The organism is Streptomyces coelicoflavus (assembly GCF_045041415.1).
GTDB lineage: Bacteria > Actinomycetota > Actinomycetes > Streptomycetales > Streptomycetaceae > Streptomyces > Streptomyces coelicoflavus.
On sequence record NZ_CP108218.1, the window covers coordinates 4,039,733 to 4,056,047 of the forward strand.

General features: G+C 70.7%; 15 protein-coding genes and 4 pseudogenes. 15 read left to right on the plus strand and 4 right to left on the minus strand.

Going from position 1 to position 16,315, the window contains the following annotated elements:
- The first annotated feature begins 4 nt into the window (after nt 1-4).
- The 6 genes and pseudogenes from OHA99_RS17775 (at nt 5) to OHA99_RS17800 (ending at nt 6,556) form a co-directional block, all read left to right on the plus strand.
- Nucleotides 5-289, plus strand: a complete 285-nt coding sequence (locus OHA99_RS17775) for a metal-sensitive transcriptional regulator (RefSeq protein WP_405696694.1) — start codon at nt 5-7, stop codon at nt 287-289.
- Nucleotides 290-1,259: 970 nt separating this feature from the next.
- Entirely contained in the window at nt 1,260-1,568 is a 309-nt protein-coding gene (locus tag OHA99_RS17780; protein ID WP_405696696.1) for a hypothetical protein, read from the plus strand.
- Between the two features lie 14 nt (nt 1,569-1,582).
- Nucleotides 1,583-1,948 (plus strand): annotated as a pseudogene (locus OHA99_RS17785) (hypothetical protein).
- 833 nt (nt 1,949-2,781) lie between these two features.
- Nucleotides 2,782-4,506 (plus strand): SpoIIE family protein phosphatase, encoded by a 1,725-nt coding sequence (locus OHA99_RS17790; RefSeq protein WP_405696698.1) that lies wholly within the window; start codon nt 2,782-2,784, stop codon nt 4,504-4,506.
- Between the two features lie 398 nt (nt 4,507-4,904).
- Nucleotides 4,905-5,414, plus strand: coding sequence for a DUF5994 family protein (locus OHA99_RS17795; RefSeq protein WP_405696701.1), 510 nt, complete (start codon nt 4,905-4,907; stop codon nt 5,412-5,414).
- 101 nt (nt 5,415-5,515) lie between these two features.
- A complete protein-coding gene (locus OHA99_RS17800; protein ID WP_366472329.1) occupies nt 5,516-6,556 on the plus strand; it encodes an acyl-CoA desaturase in 1,041 nt (346 codons plus the stop codon).
- A 277-nt stretch (nt 6,557-6,833) separates the two neighbouring features.
- On the opposite strand, the gene OHA99_RS17805 is transcribed toward OHA99_RS17800, so the two are convergent.
- On the minus strand, nt 6,834-7,424 hold the full coding sequence (locus tag OHA99_RS17805; protein ID WP_366472330.1) for a DUF5994 family protein: 591 nt from the start codon (nt 7,422-7,424) through the stop codon (nt 6,834-6,836).
- Nucleotides 7,425-7,794: 370 nt separating this feature from the next.
- Between OHA99_RS17805 and OHA99_RS17810 the strand changes: the two genes are divergently transcribed.
- Entirely contained in the window at nt 7,795-8,196 is a 402-nt protein-coding gene (locus tag OHA99_RS17810; protein ID WP_405696704.1) for a DUF5994 family protein, read from the plus strand.
- Here the strand turns inward: OHA99_RS17810 and OHA99_RS17815 are convergent.
- Nucleotides 8,164-8,697, minus strand: coding sequence for a DUF5994 family protein (locus OHA99_RS17815; protein ID WP_030215019.1), 534 nt, complete (start codon nt 8,695-8,697; stop codon nt 8,164-8,166). The genes OHA99_RS17810 and OHA99_RS17815 overlap by 33 nt on opposite strands.
- Before the next feature lie 362 nt (nt 8,698-9,059).
- Between OHA99_RS17815 and OHA99_RS17820 the strand changes: the two genes are divergently transcribed.
- From OHA99_RS17820 to OHA99_RS17855, 8 genes and pseudogenes are all read left to right on the plus strand, one after another.
- Complete coding sequence (locus OHA99_RS17820) at nt 9,060-9,557, plus strand: DUF5994 family protein (protein WP_265592423.1); 498 nt, start codon at nt 9,060-9,062, stop codon at nt 9,555-9,557.
- A 12-nt stretch (nt 9,558-9,569) separates the two neighbouring features.
- A pseudogene (locus OHA99_RS17825) lies at nt 9,570-9,874 on the plus strand (fatty acid desaturase family protein); the annotation flags it as partial.
- A 147-nt stretch (nt 9,875-10,021) separates the two neighbouring features.
- A complete protein-coding gene (locus OHA99_RS17830; protein WP_030215022.1) occupies nt 10,022-10,600 on the plus strand; it encodes a hypothetical protein in 579 nt (192 codons plus the stop codon).
- Nucleotides 10,601-10,603: 3 nt separating this feature from the next.
- Nucleotides 10,604-11,536 (plus strand): SRPBCC family protein, encoded by a 933-nt coding sequence (locus OHA99_RS17835; protein ID WP_153178783.1) that lies wholly within the window; start codon nt 10,604-10,606, stop codon nt 11,534-11,536.
- 80 nt (nt 11,537-11,616) lie between these two features.
- Nucleotides 11,617-11,958: pseudogene (locus OHA99_RS17840) on the plus strand (RNA polymerase sigma factor); the annotation flags it as partial.
- A 525-nt stretch (nt 11,959-12,483) separates the two neighbouring features.
- Nucleotides 12,484-12,747: a hypothetical protein gene (locus OHA99_RS17845; RefSeq protein WP_153181848.1), complete on the plus strand. Its 264-nt coding sequence runs from the start codon at nt 12,484-12,486 to the stop codon at nt 12,745-12,747.
- A 174-nt stretch (nt 12,748-12,921) separates the two neighbouring features.
- Nucleotides 12,922-13,206: pseudogene (locus OHA99_RS17850) on the plus strand (IS630 family transposase); the annotation flags it as partial.
- A gap of 114 nt (nt 13,207-13,320) precedes the next feature.
- A complete protein-coding gene (locus OHA99_RS17855; protein WP_405698970.1) occupies nt 13,321-14,172 on the plus strand; it encodes an NAD(P)H-binding protein in 852 nt (283 codons plus the stop codon).
- An 80-nt stretch (nt 14,173-14,252) separates the two neighbouring features.
- On the opposite strand, the gene OHA99_RS17860 is transcribed toward OHA99_RS17855, so the two are convergent.
- Nucleotides 14,253-14,423 carry a hypothetical protein gene (locus OHA99_RS17860; RefSeq protein ID WP_194279991.1) on the minus strand — a complete coding sequence of 57 codons (171 nt, stop codon included), beginning with the start codon at nt 14,421-14,423 and terminating at the stop codon, nt 14,253-14,255.
- Between the two features lie 302 nt (nt 14,424-14,725).
- Complete coding sequence (locus OHA99_RS17865; protein ID WP_366472333.1) at nt 14,726-16,285, minus strand: MFS transporter; 1,560 nt, start codon at nt 16,283-16,285, stop codon at nt 14,726-14,728.
- Nucleotides 16,286-16,315 lie beyond the last annotated feature (30 nt).

Consider the following 16,315-nt stretch of genomic DNA (forward strand, 5'->3'; position numbering starts at 1 on the left):
GCCCGTGGCCAGTTACAGCAATCGGAAAGAGGACGTGCTCAAGCGGCTACGACGGATCGAAGGGCAAGTGCGAGGGCTGCAGAGGTTGGTGGAAGAAGACACCTACTGCATCGACGTCCTCACCCAGGTCTCCGCCACCACACGCGCCCTGCAATCCTTCGCCCTGCAGATGCTCGACGAACACATGGACACCTGCGTACGCACCGCCGTAGCGGACGGCAGCAGCGGAAACGGCGACATCAAGCTGAAGGAAGCGAGCGACGCCATCGCCCGCCTCGTGCGCTCCTGAAGTGGGCGCCGGCGAGCACGGGGCCGAGGGGGATGCCCGGAAGCGGCCTAGCTGCGCCTGTGCAAACACCTCGGAGCCTCCACGGCGCCGGGACACCGGTAGCGACCGGCGCAGCACCCAACCCGCTGGCCTTTCCCGCCGTCGATATTGGACAAAACCTCGGTCCACGCACGCACCACGTCGCCAATGTCCAGCAACAGCCCCCGAACCTGCCGGAGCAGAATGCGCAGGATCACAACACTCGCGACGCTCCCGAGCCCCATCGAGATCCACCCCATCTACCGCCTCCTCGCCCAGGACCCCAGGCTCCCCGCGGCAAAGATCGAAGTCTGCACGTTATATGCGGCTTTTTGTGATCTTGGCGCTACAGGACCGGCGCCGGAGTGTGCAACCGCAAGTCGCTACGGCAGGGATACGACGCCTGCAGGGGTACTTCTCCGCCGAAGGCCGCGAAGCGCCGCCGTCCCAGCGCCGTGCCCACAGCGTGCCCATACGACCGGACAACAACGGTAAACAGCGGTGTGAAAGATGCCCGAGAGGTCGCACCCCGAGCCACGAAACCGCAGGTGGGAGCATTCCTGACCAAGAAGCGCCGTCGCTTCCCAAGCTGAGAGCGCGAGTTCGATTCTCGTCACCCGCTCCATGCGAAACCCCCAGGTCATTGACCCGGGGGTTTCTTGTTGTCCAGACCGGTGGGCGACTGCCGCACCACGACCGCGCCATTAGCCCGCCGACGCCTCCCCCTTGTGGTGCGCACGGTCGTCGGTGTGGGGCTTCGCACGTTCGGCGCGCACGAGATCGTCGAGCCCGGCGGCGACCTCCCGTTGCCGCCTACACGCTCGCCGCCTCTGCCAGCCAGGAGGCGAAGTCCTACGACCTGTGGGCGTGTGCCCTCGTCCGCCACGCCTACATCGATCTGTACGAACGCCGCTGCGCCGACGCGGTCGGCACGCTGTCGGCCGCCGAGAAAGTGGCACGGCGCGGGGACGGTTCCCTGTCCACCCGCTCCTGGGTCGCTGCCGTCCAGGCCGAGGCGTACGCCGGCCTCGGCGACCTCGCCGCCTGCGAACGCGCCCTGGACAAAGCGGAGAAGGTGACCGGCCTGAGCGGGGCGGCCCACAACGGTGGCCGGCCGCGTTTCGACGGCTCCCGCCTCGCAGAGGAACGCGGAGCGCGCTACCTCCAGCTCGGTCGGCTACGAACCGACCTCGGCCCGCTCTCCCGCGACGCTCGTGTGGCGGAGCTGGGCGCCGAGATCGACGCACTGTGCACGACGTGACGAGAGGGGAAGGCATGTCGCAGTCCGAGGGCGCCCGACTGTTCCGCGAGGCTTGGATCACCGGAGTGCGCAAGCACTTCCCCGGCGAGCCCAAGCCCGGCTACGTCACCCCCTGGTAAGAGACCCCTGAGTGGGAGCGTCAGGCCGCCGGCGCCGTCCATGACCAGGTGCGCCAGTTCCTCGACCTCACCAACAGCCACGCCTCCCGCCTCACCCGCGAGCAGAAGAGCCGCTTCGTCACCACCTGCTGGACCGCGCAGATGTACAAGCATTTCGAAGACCCGAAGCCCGGTTACGTCGCCGACTGGCCGGACTTGCCCGACTGGCAGAAAGAGACCGACGCGGACATCTTCGAGGCGATCGAGGACGCCATGAAGTAGTCGCACGCCGGGATTCCCGTTCAAGTCGGCCTGCGCAACCGCCGGGCCTCCCGCGGCGTCGGTCGGCCCCTCCCATCGTGGCTCGTTTCCGGCCGCCGCGTCGCGGCTCAGCGCCTGCTGGACCGGCGCGGCGAGGAGGCCGGTCAGCGGGCGGATCCTGTTGAGCATGCGCGCGACTCCGAACTGTTCCGGGGTCTCTAGCTGTCCCTTTTCGGGACGGGCGTCATGTCCCGACTCGGGACAAACCTCTTGTCCCGACTCGGCACGGGCTTCCTCCCCCGCGACCGCCGAGGCTTTGACTGTCATCATCGCGGTCGGCCCCACAGCCGCCGCAACACCGTCGTAGTCGTGAACAGTGTGCTCGCCGTCCTGACGGTCAGCGACGACGCCTTGATCGTCTGCACCAGGAACGCGTTCGCCATTCTCGGCCTGTGGCCCTGTACTTCCTCCCCGTCGGCCTGCTGGACCGGTTCCGCTACCTCAGCAGGGCCAACAGCATCCCGGAGATCCCGTCGCCTGCGACCTCGCCGTCCTCGTCACGGTTCTGGCCGCGTCCGTCGTCCTGTGCATCCGACGTCCGTGCCCAGGCCGGGCTGCGCTCCTCACGGACCGGGGCGAGGACGGCGCGGGGTACGGCTCGCCGCAGACGAGCCGACCAACTGCCCGGGAGACCCGGCGTCTGGACAGACGGCGGGATGACGACTGCCCCTGGTCCGGACATACCTGGCTGGCCCGTGGGCCGTGCCCGCACCGTGTGCGCCGACTGCCCCGGTGTCGTGCGAGCAGGGCCGCGTCGGAGCACCATGGACGGGAAGGGAACCTCTGGAGGGTCCGTGCGCGATGCGGTGGGTGATGACGTGGGGGCGTGGCCGGTGGGCGAGCCGGGTTTCTGGCGTCGGGTCGTCGAGCGGCTGGGCACGGCGGTGCTGGTGCTGGACACAGCCGGACGGGTGATCGCCGCGAACCCGGCGACCGAGCGGCTGCTGGGCCGCACGACCGCGGCGATGCGGGGCGCCGACGCACACGATCTACTGCACCGGGACGCGGACGGCAACAAGGTGCCGCGTGACCGGTGCCCACTGCTCCACGCGCTGGCCGAGGGGAAGGGTGCGCAAGGGGAGGGGGGCACATACCTGCGGGCCGACGGGCGCCTGCTGGCCGTCACTTGGTCAGCGTCCCCCTTGATGGAGGACGGCTCCGTCAAGGGCATGGCACTGCTGTTCACGGACGCCACCGGGGACCGCCGCATCCACCGGGAGCGAACGGCACGCACACGCGCCCTGGAGGACCTCAACGAGCGGCTGTCGCTGGTCGCGGAGATCACGGAAGTCCTGGGGCAGACCCTGGAGACCGACGAGGCGCTGGCCCGCCTGGTCCGCCTGCTCGTGTCCCGTCTCGCCGACTGGGCGGCGGTGGACCTACTGACCGGTTCGGGCGAGGTCCACCGGGTGGCGGTGACCGGCCCGGAGGGACAGGACGCCGGATTCCAGAGCCGGCGCGAACCCGCCCGGGAGGAAGCCGGTGAGGGGGAGGACTCTCCGCTGGACCGGGTGCTGACCGGTGGCGAATCCGTACTCCAGGAGCGGGTGGCAGCCATGCCGACCGCCGGACGTCCTCCGCTGGCGGCTCTGCACAGTGACTTCCTGACGGCGGTGGGCGCGAGCTCCGTCGTCACGGTGCCGCTCGGAGCCCGGGACCGGATCACCGGGGCGCTGACGGTGGTGCGCACCGACCCGGCGCACCCCTTCGACGAAGACGACCTGGCGGCAGTAAGCGACGTCGGCCGCCGGGTCGGCGTGGTCATCGACAACACCCGTCGCTACGGCCGTCAGCGCGCCGTCGCCGAGGCCATGCAGCGCAACCTGCTCGCCCCGCTGCCCCGGCCCGGCCACCTCCGGCTGGCCGCCCGCTACCAGCCCGCCCCGGCCGGCTCGCAGGTCGGCGGGGACTGGTACGACGCCTTCACGCTGAAGGACGGCGCGCTCGCCCTGGTCATCGGTGACGTCGTGGGCCACGACCTGACCGCGGCGGCCGGCATGGCCCAACTGCACGGCATGCTGCGTTCACTGGCCTGGGACCACACGGGACCGCCCGGCGCCGTCGTCGACCGCCTCGACGCCGCCATGCCGGTCATCACCACCGTCCCGCTGGCCACCCTGATCCTCGCCCGCGTCGAGGGCGACCCGGACACGGGGCCGTGGACGCTCCACTGGACCAGCGCGGGGCACCCGCCTCCGCTACTCCTCTCCCCGGACGGCACCGCCTGCTACCTGGAAGCCGGCCAGGGACTGCTCCTCGGCACCGGGCCCGTCGGCGGCGCGGGCCGCCCGAACGCCATGCATCCCCTGGAACCCGGCTCCACCCTGCTGCTGTACACGGACGGGCTCGTCGAGACACCGGGCAGCGACCTCGACACGGGCCTGGAGGAGCTGCGCCGGCACGCCCTCGCACTCGTCCACGAACCGCTGGACAGGCTGTGCGAAGACTTACTCGCCCACCTGCCGCCCGGCAGCACCGACGACGTGGCCCTGCTCGCCCTGCGCGTACCGCCGCCATGAGACGTCGTGGCCGTCGGTCCGGGCCGGTGCCGCGGAGGCGCCCACCGCTCCCAAGGCGCCGATGACCGGCTGTCACGCCGTCTTTACGCACCGGGGAGTACGCTGACGAGACCGAGGGCATCAGGCACGCCGGTGGCGGACCGGCTCCACCCTCGGTTATCCACCGGCGTTCATCACGCGGGAGGGCCTCCCCTCCACCGCGCATACGCCCGCCGGGTTTCTTCCCGCGCACTCGTGTTGGTCGTCGGCGCCTTCCTTCCGGCAAGAGCGGCCAAGCACGACCTCCAGCACCCGGATCCCCCGGCCACCTCCGGCGCTGCCCCGGCAGGGCAGGCGGACCGCAGGCCGCCGTGCCCCGCCGAACAGGCGGGCAACCCACCTCGTCAGAGAGAACCCACGTGATCACCGCACTCCCCACCGCACCGCCCGCCCTGCCCCTCCCCCTCGTCCGCCTGCGTCTCGCACCGCACGGCACGCTGCCGCGCCGGATCGACGGAGTGTGGTGGCCACACTCCCGCGACCTTCTGACACAGCTCCCGAAGATGCTCGCCGCGCTGCCGAGCGCGTGGGGCGACATCACCGGCGTCACCGTGGACGCCGCGGCCTGGTCGGCGGCACCGGGGCGCATGTTCGTCGCCAACCAGGTCGTACGCCTGCACAAGGCCCCCGCCTCTCCGCACGCCCCGGACCGGGTCGTCCTGCTCTCTCCCGGGCTCGGCCGTTGGGACCTGCAGGTGATCCCGCCGGAGGCGACGGAGGAAGCGGCCGCTCTCCTCACGGCCGCCGCCCTGGACGACCGACGGCCCGGCGCCGGCGCAGAAGCGCGGCCCCCGTCCCCGACGACGGCGGCAGATCCGCGCGGCCGTGTGAGACCCGCCGGGCGGGGGACCCGCGCCCCTCGGTGGTAGGGGCCGCCGCGGGCACGTCCGTGTACGCCCCCGCTCCCCGTGCCCGACTCGCCCTGGGGGCCGATCCGAGTCATCCGCCCGCTTCTCAGAGAGACCTCCTCATGACCACGGCCACCACCACCGCCACACGTTCCGACACTCCCGGCAGCGACTTCGCCCGGCTGTCGAAGAAGATCGCGGATGCCGGACTGCTGAAACGCCGCCCCGGCTACTACACGTCACGGATCACTGCGGTGACCGGGCTCTACGCCGCCGGATGGGCCGCGTTCGTCCTCGTCGGCGCCTCCTGGTGGACACTGGCGATCGCCGCGTTCCTGGCCGTCATGTACGGGCAAGTCGCCCTGGTCGCCCATGACATGGCCCACCGGCAGGTGTTCCGCCGCCGCCGGGCCAGCGAGCTGTCCGGACGGATCGCCGGCGCGTCGATCGGCATGAGTTACGGCTGGTGGCAGGACAAGCACACCCGCCACCACGCCAACCCCAACACCGAGGACCTCGATCCCGACATCGGCCCCGACCTGCTCGTCTGGTCCCCGGACCAGGCCCGCGCCGCCACCGGACTGCCCCGCCTCCTCGGCCGCTGGCAGGCGTTCCTGTTCTTTCCCCTGCTCACGCTCGAAGGCTTCAACCTGCACGTGGCAAGCGGCAGGGCCATGGCCAACCGTCGGCTCAAACGCCGGGCACTGGACGGCACTCTGCTCCTCGCGCACTGCGCCGTCTACCTGGCCGCCCTGTTCTGGGTCCTGCCGCCCGGGATGGCGATCGCCTTCCTCGCCGTCCACCAGTGCCTGTTCGGCGTCTACCTCGGTTCGGCCTTCGCACCCAACCACAAGGGAATGCCGATCCTGACGGCCGACGACCGCCCCGACTTCCTCCGCCGCCAGGTGCTCACCTCACGCAACGTCAACGGCGGCCGGCTCACCGACTTGGCGCTCGGCGGTCTGAACCACCAGATCGAGCACCACCTCTTCCCGAGCATGCCCAGCCCCAACCTGCGCAAGGCCCGCGCCATCGTCCGGCGGTACTGCCGGGACCTGGGTGTGGACTACGCGGAGACGGGCCTGGTCGCCTCCTACCGGCTGGCGCTCACCAGCCTCCACGAAGCCGGCGCCCCGCTCCGACGGACCCGCGCCCGCGCCTAACGCGCCGATACGCCGTGGGTACGGCGCCGAGGGCGCAACCGTCCGTGTCGGCCGCCCCCACGGTCCCGGCGTTCGCCGGCGTCGTTCGCGGCGGAGCCCCGTCGGCGTACGGCTGGCCCTTCGTCGGTCTTCCGGTCGGTCGCGACGACACCGCCACGGCCGTAGTGGAAGGCGGCGCCCCTGTCCCCGTGCTGAGAGTTCAGCCGGTGGATGAGGAACGCACCTGCCGCGATCACCGCCAGCAGCACGATCACCGTCACAACAATGTCCACGGTCCTCACGCCCTCTCCGGCAGGTCCGCCGACGCCTCGGTGACCGCCCGGTCCCACGCGGGAAGGACTAGAGCACCGGCTCCGTGTCCCCCTTCGGACTCCCACACCGCTTCCCCGGTGCGGTCGGACTCTGCGGTCACCGCCAGACGCGCGGCCTCCGCCACCAGGCTGCTCGCGGAGGAGGTCCGGCGCGGGTCACTGGCCGCCGCCATCAGCCACGTGGCCGCGGCCGGATCCGTCCGCGGGGGAACGACCAGCAGGTTCCAGCGACCCGCGTGGTAGGAGAGCAACAGGAGTTCGTGCTCGTCCTGCTCGAAGCGGAACCAGCCCACCTTCACCACGTGCCCGGCGACAGGCACCTTGCGCGGGACGACCGGCCACTGGGCGGGATTCACCGTGACCCGCGTGATCCGCCCCCACAGCGGATCGAGAACGGACGCCAGGGCAGGCAGTTCGGCGGTGAGATCACGCGAACGCGGCCACCAGGCGCCATCCAGCAGGGCGGGTGCGGAACCGGCGGGAGCGAGTGACATACGCACAGGCGACGCGGGGCGCCGGTCTTGGGACGTCAGCGGAGGGGAGACGGTCGCAGTCATCACGCGAACCTGACCCGGGCGGGCCTGAGCCGACCCGGCGTATTCGATCACCGAGAACGGCACAGGCGCGTATGTCCGTGCGCGGAGTGTCCCCGGTGGGTTCAGCGTACTCTTCGCGGCGCCCGAGCGGGTCGTACGCCGAGGGTCGTCATGACGTCCTGGAGGCCCCCAGGCACACGTCACGTGTGGCGCACCCGGCCCGGTCGTGCTGGAGTCCAGCCGATGAGGCCGATGCCTCTTGTCCGGGCGCATCGAGGAGTAGCCTGAGACGTCGAGGGCTTTCGCGCACCGGCGCCGCCGGTCCCGCCCTCGATCACCCACCACCGGGCGCTCCGTCGGTCGACGCAGGCCCGCAGTCAGGCTTTTCATCATGACCTTGAACACCACGCCGCTCCGTCCGCACACGGCACCGTTCCGGCCACGTGCCGCGCGCCTCGTCCTCGGATCCGCCAGCCGTTTCGGCCGCCCGGACGGCGCCTGGTGGCCACGGACCCGCGACCTGGCACGGGAACTCGGCGAACTCGCCGACGTGATCGATCCGCTGTGGGGCCGACTCACCCACGTGGCCGTCAATCCCCGCCACTGGCAGCCTGTCCCGCGCGGTGGGGTCGTCGTCAATGGTTACGAGGTGGCGGTCGACCGTTTCGCCGAGCTGCTCAACCCGCACAGGATCCTGCTGCAGTCCTACACCGCGGGCCGTTGGGATCTCCTCGTGGTGCCGCCCCCGACGAGCGCGTCGTCAGCGGCCCGGCTCATGGCGGCCGTGGTGTAGAAGAGCGTGGGGGGCCTGCCCCGGGCCCACGCCTTCCGTACCGGTGTCGATGAGGATCTGTTCCGCCGGCGTCTGACTGCCGGCGCGCACGGCCGCGGCCATGGCGGCACGCGCCGCGTCGAGCGCGGTGTGCGGCGGAACCACCAGCAGCGAGAAGAGATCATTGGCGCCCCGGGTGATGAGGACGGTGTCGTCTCCGACCGGGAAGGAATCGATGTGGACGACGCGGCCGTCGATCGTCATCCGCGTCGGCAGTCCGTCCCAGGCGTCACTGTCCAGTCCGACACGTGTGATCGGCCCAAGATACTCGGACAGCGCGGAGACGAGACTGGGAAGTTCGCCGGTGATGTCGCGGGAACGGGGCCACCACGCGCCATCGAGCGCACCCTTCCGGTCACGGGTCGTCTCAAGCCGCACCACCGCGCTTCCCGGTCGTGGAACGGCCTGGTGCACGGCGTCGGGCAGGAGCCTGGTCACCCGCGGGGGGTCGGGGTCGGACATCGCACTCGCCTGCCTCCCAGGAACGGCAAACCGTCCTCCTGCTTTCACGGTACTCCTCGGCTGACAGCGGCCGGAATCCCAGAATCACCGAGGTCCTCGCCGTCACGGCCGCGTGCGCGTTGTCGCGACGTTCTATACATACCGTGTCCTTCAGCATGGACGAACACCGTCGAAACAGGTATCGCCAAGCACTCACGCCCATCGCCGCGCAACAAGACCTGCGCAGGTCAACTGTGGTGGGCCGCCTCAAGTTCCTCGCTCGCCGAGCCGAGAGCCTGAGTTCGCCCTGCGCACCCCAGCCCGCACTCGCGGGCTCGCAGGTCGGCGGGGGCTGGTACGACCTCCTGACGCAGCTCCCCGAGATGCTCGCCGCGCTGCCGAGCGCGTGGGGCGACATCACCGGTGTCATCGCGGACGCCGCGGCCTGGTCGGCGGCACCGGGGCGCATGTTCGTCGCCAACCAGGTCGTACGCCTGCACAGAGCCCCTGCCTCGCCGCACGCCCCGGAGCGGGACGCCCTGCTCTCCCCCGGTATCGGCCGCCGGGTTCTGCTCGTGGCCCCCCGGACGCGACCGAGGAAGCCGCCGCTGTCCTCATGGCCACCGCGCTGGACGACCGCGTGCCCGACAACGACGGAGAAGTCCGAAGCCCGCGCCCGACGACGGCGGCGGGACCGCGCGGACAGGTGGGGCCCATGGGCGAGGGACCCGTACCCAACGGTGACAGGTGCCGCCACAGGCACGAACCGGTGTAAGGACGGGCACACGTCCCCCCGGGGCACCGCCGTGCACGCGCCGGTCCCTGCTCGCACTGGCGCTCCGTGTCATCCGCCCGCTGATGAGGAGTTTCGCCCCCCATGACCACGTCAAACCACCTCGCGCAACGTCGACGGCGGCCAGTTCTCGGACCTCGCGTTCGGCGGCCTCGACCACCAGATCGAACACCATCTGTTCACCAGCATGCCCAGCCCCGACCTGCGCGAGGCCCGCGCCATCGTCCGGCAGTACTGTCGGGAACTGGGCGACGACTATGCCGAGACGGGCTGGTCGCCTCGTACCGGCCAGTGCTCGTCAGCCTCCACCAGGCCGGGACACCGCTGCGGGGGACACCTCTTCGGGCCTACTGGGCGGCGGCTGTGCTGTGCTCAGCGACCGCCCCCGGCCCCGGCCTCCGGTGAGATGCGGGCGCGCGGATGTGGGAGGAGGGTGGGGATAGGGGTCGCGGCTGTCCAGCCGGGGCGCAGGGCGGGGGCGCTCACGGGCCGAACGGCAAGGACGCGTGCGACCTGAACAGCATGATTCGCTGACCGTACTTGGGGCCGTTCATGGATACCGAGACGCAAGCCACGCTCGCCGCCGCCCTCGCGGCCGGATATGCGTTGGGTCGCACCAAGAAGGGCAGAGTCGCCATCGGGGTCGCCTCCGTACTCGCCGGACAAGGACTGCTGAGTCCCAAGGAGCTGATCAACCGAGCACTGCGCAAGGCATTCGGAAGTCCGCAGGCCACGCAGCTGCTGGACCAGGTGCGCGGGGAACTCAAGGACTCGGCTCGGTCCGCCCTGTCTGCGACCGCAGACCGCCGCTTGGGTGCGCTGGCCGACTCGTTGAGGCAGCGCACCGACTCTCTGGTGGGCCGGCCCGGCGACGAGGACGAGGGACCGTCCGAGGAAGCGGAACCGGACGACGAAGAAGGGCAGGAAGAGGGCACCGGAGGAGAGGAAGGGGACGACCCCCAGGTGCCGCCCCGTCGGACCCGGGCGAAGAAGAGCCCGGCGAAGGGGTCCGCATCCCGGACCCCTTCGGCGAAGAAGGCTCCCGCCGGGAGGAAGAGCGCCGCTTCGAAGCCCGCGGAGAAGAAACTCGCCTCCGGCAAGGCATCCAACCGAGGCGGCCGAAGGAGGTAGGTCATGGCCAAGACGGCGGAGAAAGCCTCCCATGCCGGCGCTTCCGGCATGGACCAGCTCAAGGAGCAGTTGTCCGCGTTCGCTGCGGCGCAGGGCCAGCGTCTGGTGGACAAGGCCGGTGACAAGATCAGCGATCTCGCGCAGGGCCTGGGGGACGTGGGCGACGGCAACAGCACGTTGCTCAACGTCGGCAAACGCGTACTCGGCGAAGGGGAGTCGCCGGTCAAGGCGTTCCTCGGCGAGAAGGCCGGCGACGTGAAGGACAAGGTGGCCGACACCGTGAAGGGCGCGTTCGGCGGCGGCGGCAAGGCGGGGAGTGTGAAGGTCACGAACATCGTCGAGGTCGTCGACGTCGGCAAGCCGCTGCGCACCGTGTACGACCGCTGGACCCAGCTGGAGGAGTTCAGCTCCTTCACCAAGGGCGTCCAGAGCGTCTCGCAGTCGGACGAGACCGAGAGTGACTGGAAGGCCAAGATCGCCTTCTCCAACCGTAGCTGGAAGGCCACCGTTCAGGAGCAGGTGCCCGACGAGCGCATCGTCTGGAACTCCGAAGGCGGCAAAGGCACCACGCGCGGGGCCGTCAGCTTCCACGAGCTGACTCCGGACCTCACACGGGTCGTCGCCGTGGTCGAGTACTACCCGTCCGGCTTCTTCGAGAAGACCGGCAACATCTGGCGCGCACAGGGCCGCCGCCTGCGCCTCGACCTCAAGCACTTCCTGCGGTACGTCACTCTCTCCGACGACGAGGACCTGGAGGGCTGGCGCGGCGAGATCCGCGACGGCGAGGTGGTCCGGTCGCACGAAGAAGGTCTTGAGGACGACGAGGAGCAAGAGGACGGGGAGCAGGACGACGAAGGCGACGCGGACGACGCCGACGCTCCGTACGAGGAGGACGAAGACGAGGAGGACGAGGAGGACGAGGAACAAGGCCGGTAGGCGATACCGGACCGTACGGGAGTGCGCGTCATCGGCCCCGGTCGGACGGTGCGAGTTCACCTCAAGCGGCGACGCGGCCCGTGCTCGCCGAGGAGGTCGTCCAGGAAGCATTCACCAGTGCATGGCGACACCTCCCCGGCTTCCGGGGCGACGCCGCCTTCCACACGTGGATGTACCGCGTCGTCACCAATCGCTGCCTCAACCTCCTGCACCGGCGGCCGCCTTCCGTCCCGCTGGACACCGTCGCCGAGCCCTCGGCCCACGACGCGACCGGCGAACCAGCCAGCAGCGCGGAGACCTCCGCGGCGGCCGCCGCCCTGTCCAGGGTGCTCGGGAACCTGCCCGACGACCAGCGCGTCTGCTGGATCCTCCGAGAGCTGCACGAACTGCGCTACGAGGAGATCGCGCGAGTGGTGGGCGTGAGGGAACGGAGGGGGCCGAGAGATGCGCGGTTCCCGGGCGACGAACGGCTCCCATCCGGTCACCTGCTGTATGACGTGCGGGAGCGAGCACGTACCGGCCGTCCGCTGGCCCACGCCGCCGTTCACACACGTCGTTCCGCCGACACCCCGACCCGGGCTCCGGGCCCCGGCGTCCGCGCCCGTCGTGGACGCACCGGCGGCTCCTGGCAGATCGAGATCCGCTGTGTTCTCACCGCGGGCCACCACGCGCTCGCCACCGTCCGGGCGTCCGCACCCGCGCCCGGAACGCCGTACAGGCACTGGTCCCTCGGACGACGGAACCGGCCCCGGCGTGTGGACCGCTCCGCAGGACGTCCTCGTAACCGTCACCATCACGCGCATCATCGAGGAGACCTCCCCTCACCCGACGCGGCGGTCACGCGCCACGCTGACGCTCACCGGGGGCGGCCGCCGGAACATGGGGCAGGACTACGTGATCGGAGTAAAGTGATCGCCGCTCCGGTCCCGCCGCACATCGAGGTCGCCATGGAATCGCCCGACGTCCCCTCGCGCGGTTACGCCGAGGTCCACGTCACCGCCGCCTCGCCCGACGCCGCCCGGCGTGTGGCGGAGGTCCTCCGTCATTGCTTCGCCGCCACCGAACAGCGCAGTTATCCGGCCGGTGACGAGGGCGGGACGCGCCTCGAATTCACGGTGGACACCACGCGCGCGGCGGAGCCGGCCCGCTCGTGGCTGGAGTCCAGCCGCTGGACCGGGCACGCCGACAGGAAACCCGAGCGGCGGGACTGAGGACTGACGAGGCTGCTCGGGGTTCCCACCGCACAACGATGCCCTCGCCGAGGACGGCCATACGCCGGCGGCGGTCCGGAGCGGTATGACTAGTGCTGCACCGGGAACGTTCGTCGGGTTGGTGGTTGGGCGGTTGGATGGGCGGTGACGTCGGTTCCGAGCGCCGGAGGTCCGGTGGCCGAGACTGTGTGGGTGCGCAGACTGGCCGATCATGAAAGGCAGAGGCTGCAGCAGATCGTGCGCCGGGGAAGTACCAACTCGGTGCGCTGCCGACGGGCGATGATGCCGCTGGTCTCGGCCGGCGGAACCGCGTCCCGGTAGTCGCAGGACTTCGTCGTTCAGGCGGCCACCACCCGCACCAACAAGCTCGGTCAGCCCTTCGCCCACTGGTCGATCCGCAAACTCGCCGCCTGCCTGTGCCGCTCACACGGCCGTGTCATCCACATCGGCCAGGAAGCAAAAGGGCTTTGACGCACGGTTCGCTGCACATCGATGGTGAGCCGGACGTCCGGACCGAGCGCGGTCACGAACCGCAGCGTCGGCGACGGCTACATCATGGTGAGGGAGTTGTGGATGATTGTTGTTTCGGCCGCTTCGGGGGCTTTCGGCCGGCTGGTCATCGACCAGTTGCTGACCCGGTGCCCCGCTGATCACATCGTTGCCGCGGTGCGCGATCCCAAAGGGGTCGCGGATCTCGCCGCTCGCGGGGTCGGCGTCCGCCTCGGTGACTACGATGACCCGGCAGCGCTGCGCACCGCGTTCAAGGGAGCCGAACGGCTGATGCTGATCTCCTCTCCGGAGCTGGACCCCTCCCGCCGCGCCGACCAGCACAAGGCAGCCATCGACGCGGCCCGCACCGCCGGAGTCGGGGCGATCACCTACACCAGTTTCTTGGGCGCCGACACTCAGGCCCACGGTGTCACCGCCGCTCATCACGCCACCGAGCGCACCCTGTTCGCAAGCGGGCTGCCCCACACGTTGTTGCGCCACCCCTACTACAGCGAGGCATTCCTCAACGCGGGCCTGCGCGCCGCCGTCACCTCGGGTGAACTGGCCAGCGGCACCGGCGGACGTGGCATCAACACCGCTTTCCGCAGCGAACTCGCCGAGGCCGCCGCCCGCGTCCTCACCGAGAACTGCCATCTCGGCCGCGCCTACGACTTCACCGGCAACCTGTGGACATACACCCAGCTCGCCCACGCGCTCAGCCGTATCTCCGGCAAACCCGTCGTCCACCGAGACCGGCACGGCCGCGCGCCCGGTGCCCAGGGCTGGCTCGAGGACCAGGTCCGTGCCGGCGCACTGGAGCGACAGACCGACGATCTCCAGCACGTCCTCGGTCACCCAGCCGCCACCCTCGAGCAGGCCGTCACCGAAATCCTCACCCAGCCCGCCCCACCAGCCGCCGGGCCTGCCCCGGAGTGACATTCCGGCCCTACGCGACGATGTTGCATGGGCAGGAGCGGAGGATGTGCATGCTCCGACAACCCGGCGAACTTATGCGGTCACAGCATCAGCGGGTCCCCGTCTCCCGCCATGCAGGACCGCAGGAAAACCCTGTGCGGTTCCAGGCCGCGAGGGAGCCGGTCGGTCCGGCCACCCATGAGCAGCCCGGAGGTGTACACGGAGCCCAATCCGGCCGCGGCGGTCGACAGTGCCACGTTCAGTCCGCTCACAGCGGCTCTACACCGTCAAGGGCTCACCGACCTACCGCGAAGCACCACTGTCCGGCCGCGTGCCCACAGCGTGCCCGTACGACCGGACAGCAACGGTGAACAGCGGCGCGAAACAGGCCCCAGAGATCGTGCTCCGGTCCAGGAAGGCGCAGGTGAGGGCGGTTGCGGCGAAGAAGTGCCGCCGCTTCCCAAGATGAGAGCGCGAGTTCGATTCTGGTCACCCGCTCCATGTGAAACCCCCAGGTCGGTGACCCGGGGGTTTTTGTGTGTGGGCCAGTGCCACAGACTTTCGCGGCCGGTGCTCAGTTGGCTGTCGTGACCGGATCCCGGGTCTCCGTGGCCGGGTCCGGCTCCGTGTCGGCGGGGGCGGCCGCGATGGCCGGGACGTGGCGCAGGAGCGTCGTGACCAGGGCCGCCGTCACCAGGACGAGGGCCGCGCTGACAGTGGCTGCCGTCTGTAGCCCTGTGGTGAAGGCGTCCTTCGCCGTGGCCAGCAGTGAGGCGCCGTCCGGGAGGCGTTCGGCCGCGGCGATCGCGGCGCCCACGGTGTCCTTGGCCTCGGCGGGTGCTTCGTCGGGGATCTCTCCGCGGTAGGCCGCGACCGCGAGCGTGCCGGTGAACGCGATGCCCAGGGCCAGGCCCAGGTCGTATGCGGTCTGACCGGTCGCCGCTGCGGCACCCGCCTTCTCCGCGGGCGCGGCGCCGACCGCCAGGGCCGTGCCGAGGACGCTGATCGGGGCGATGCCGAACATGACGACGGTCAGTCCCAGTGACGCGGTCAGGACGCCCTCGTACAGGGCGATCACCGCGTAGCCGGGGAGGGAGAGCAGCAGGCCGCCGGCCAGGACGTACGCCGGACGGAACCGGCGGGCGAGGGCCGGGGTGAGCTGGGAGCCGGCGATCAGCCCCGCGGCTCCGGGCAGCAGCCACAGCCCGGCCTCCAGCGGCGACTGTCCCGCCACGGCCTGAAGATACTGCGGGACGAGGTACTCGACGCCGTTGAGGGCAGTCATCCCGATCAGCAGGGTGAGCAGCGCCCCCGTGAAGGCCCGGTCGTGGAAGAGCCGCAGGTCCAGCAGCGGCGTGGTCAGCCGGTGCTGCCGGCGTACGAACGCGGCGGTGCCGACCGTCCCGGCCGCGAAGGCGAGGGCGGGCTGCCAGGCGGGGGAACCCGAGCCCAGGCTCTTGATGGCGTACACCACGGGCAGGACGGCCAGCAGGAACAGGGCGACGCTCGCCGGGTCCAGGCGTCCGGGGGCCGGGTCACGGTACTCGGGCAGCAGGGCCCGGGCCGTGACCAGCGCGAGCAGCATGACGGGTACGCCCATGAGGAAGACCGATCCCCACCACCAGTTGGCCAGCATCACCCCACCGACGACCGGTCCGACGGCCAGGCCGGCCGAGAGCGCGGTCACCCACATCGCGATGGCCGTCGCGCGTCGGCGCGGGTCGGTGAACATGTGGGTGATCAGGGAGAGCGTGGACGGAAGCACGGCCGCGCCGGCGATGCCGAGCAGCGCGCGGGCCGTGATCAGCACCTCGGGGTTCGGGGCGTACGCGGCGATCAGCGAGGCCGCGACGAAGCCGGCCGAGCCTGCCATCAGCAGCTTGCGACGGCCGATGCGGTCGCCGAGCGTGCCCATGATCACCAGGGTTCCCGCGGTCAGGAACCCGTAGATGTCGGTGATCCAGAGAAGTTGGGCGCTGCTGGGCCGCAGATCGGCGGCGAGATAGGGCGTGGCCAGCCACAGGACGCCCAGGTCGGCGGTCATCAGGGTCACGGGGAGCAGCAGGATCGCGAGCCCGAGCCACTGCCGGGCACCTGCCCTCTCGGGGGTCCGGGATGCGGTGTCGAAGGTCATGGGACGACTGTGCGAGGCGGTGCTTCGGAT

Coding starts and splice junctions, on each gene's coding strand:
- OHA99_RS17800 (WP_366472329.1), top strand. CDS start 5,516: ATGACCACGGCCACCACCACCGCCACACGTTCCGACACTCCCGGCAGC.
- OHA99_RS17805 (WP_366472330.1), bottom strand. CDS start 7,424: ATGACTGCGACCGTCTCCCCTCCGCTGACGTCCCAAGACCGGCGCCCC.
- OHA99_RS17810 (WP_405696704.1), top strand. CDS start 7,795: ATGACCTTGAACACCACGCCGCTCCGTCCGCACACGGCACCGTTCCGG.
- OHA99_RS17815 (WP_030215019.1), bottom strand. CDS start 8,697: ATGTCCGACCCCGACCCCCCGCGGGTGACCAGGCTCCTGCCCGACGCC.
- OHA99_RS17820 (WP_265592423.1), top strand. CDS start 9,060: ATGCTCGCCGCGCTGCCGAGCGCGTGGGGCGACATCACCGGTGTCATC.
- OHA99_RS17830 (WP_030215022.1), top strand. CDS start 10,022: ATGGATACCGAGACGCAAGCCACGCTCGCCGCCGCCCTCGCGGCCGGA.
- OHA99_RS17835 (WP_153178783.1), top strand. CDS start 10,604: ATGGCCAAGACGGCGGAGAAAGCCTCCCATGCCGGCGCTTCCGGCATG.
- OHA99_RS17845 (WP_153181848.1), top strand. CDS start 12,484: ATGGAATCGCCCGACGTCCCCTCGCGCGGTTACGCCGAGGTCCACGTC.
- OHA99_RS17855 (WP_405698970.1), top strand. CDS start 13,321: ATGATTGTTGTTTCGGCCGCTTCGGGGGCTTTCGGCCGGCTGGTCATC.
- OHA99_RS17865 (WP_366472333.1), bottom strand. CDS start 16,285: ATGACCTTCGACACCGCATCCCGGACCCCCGAGAGGGCAGGTGCCCGG.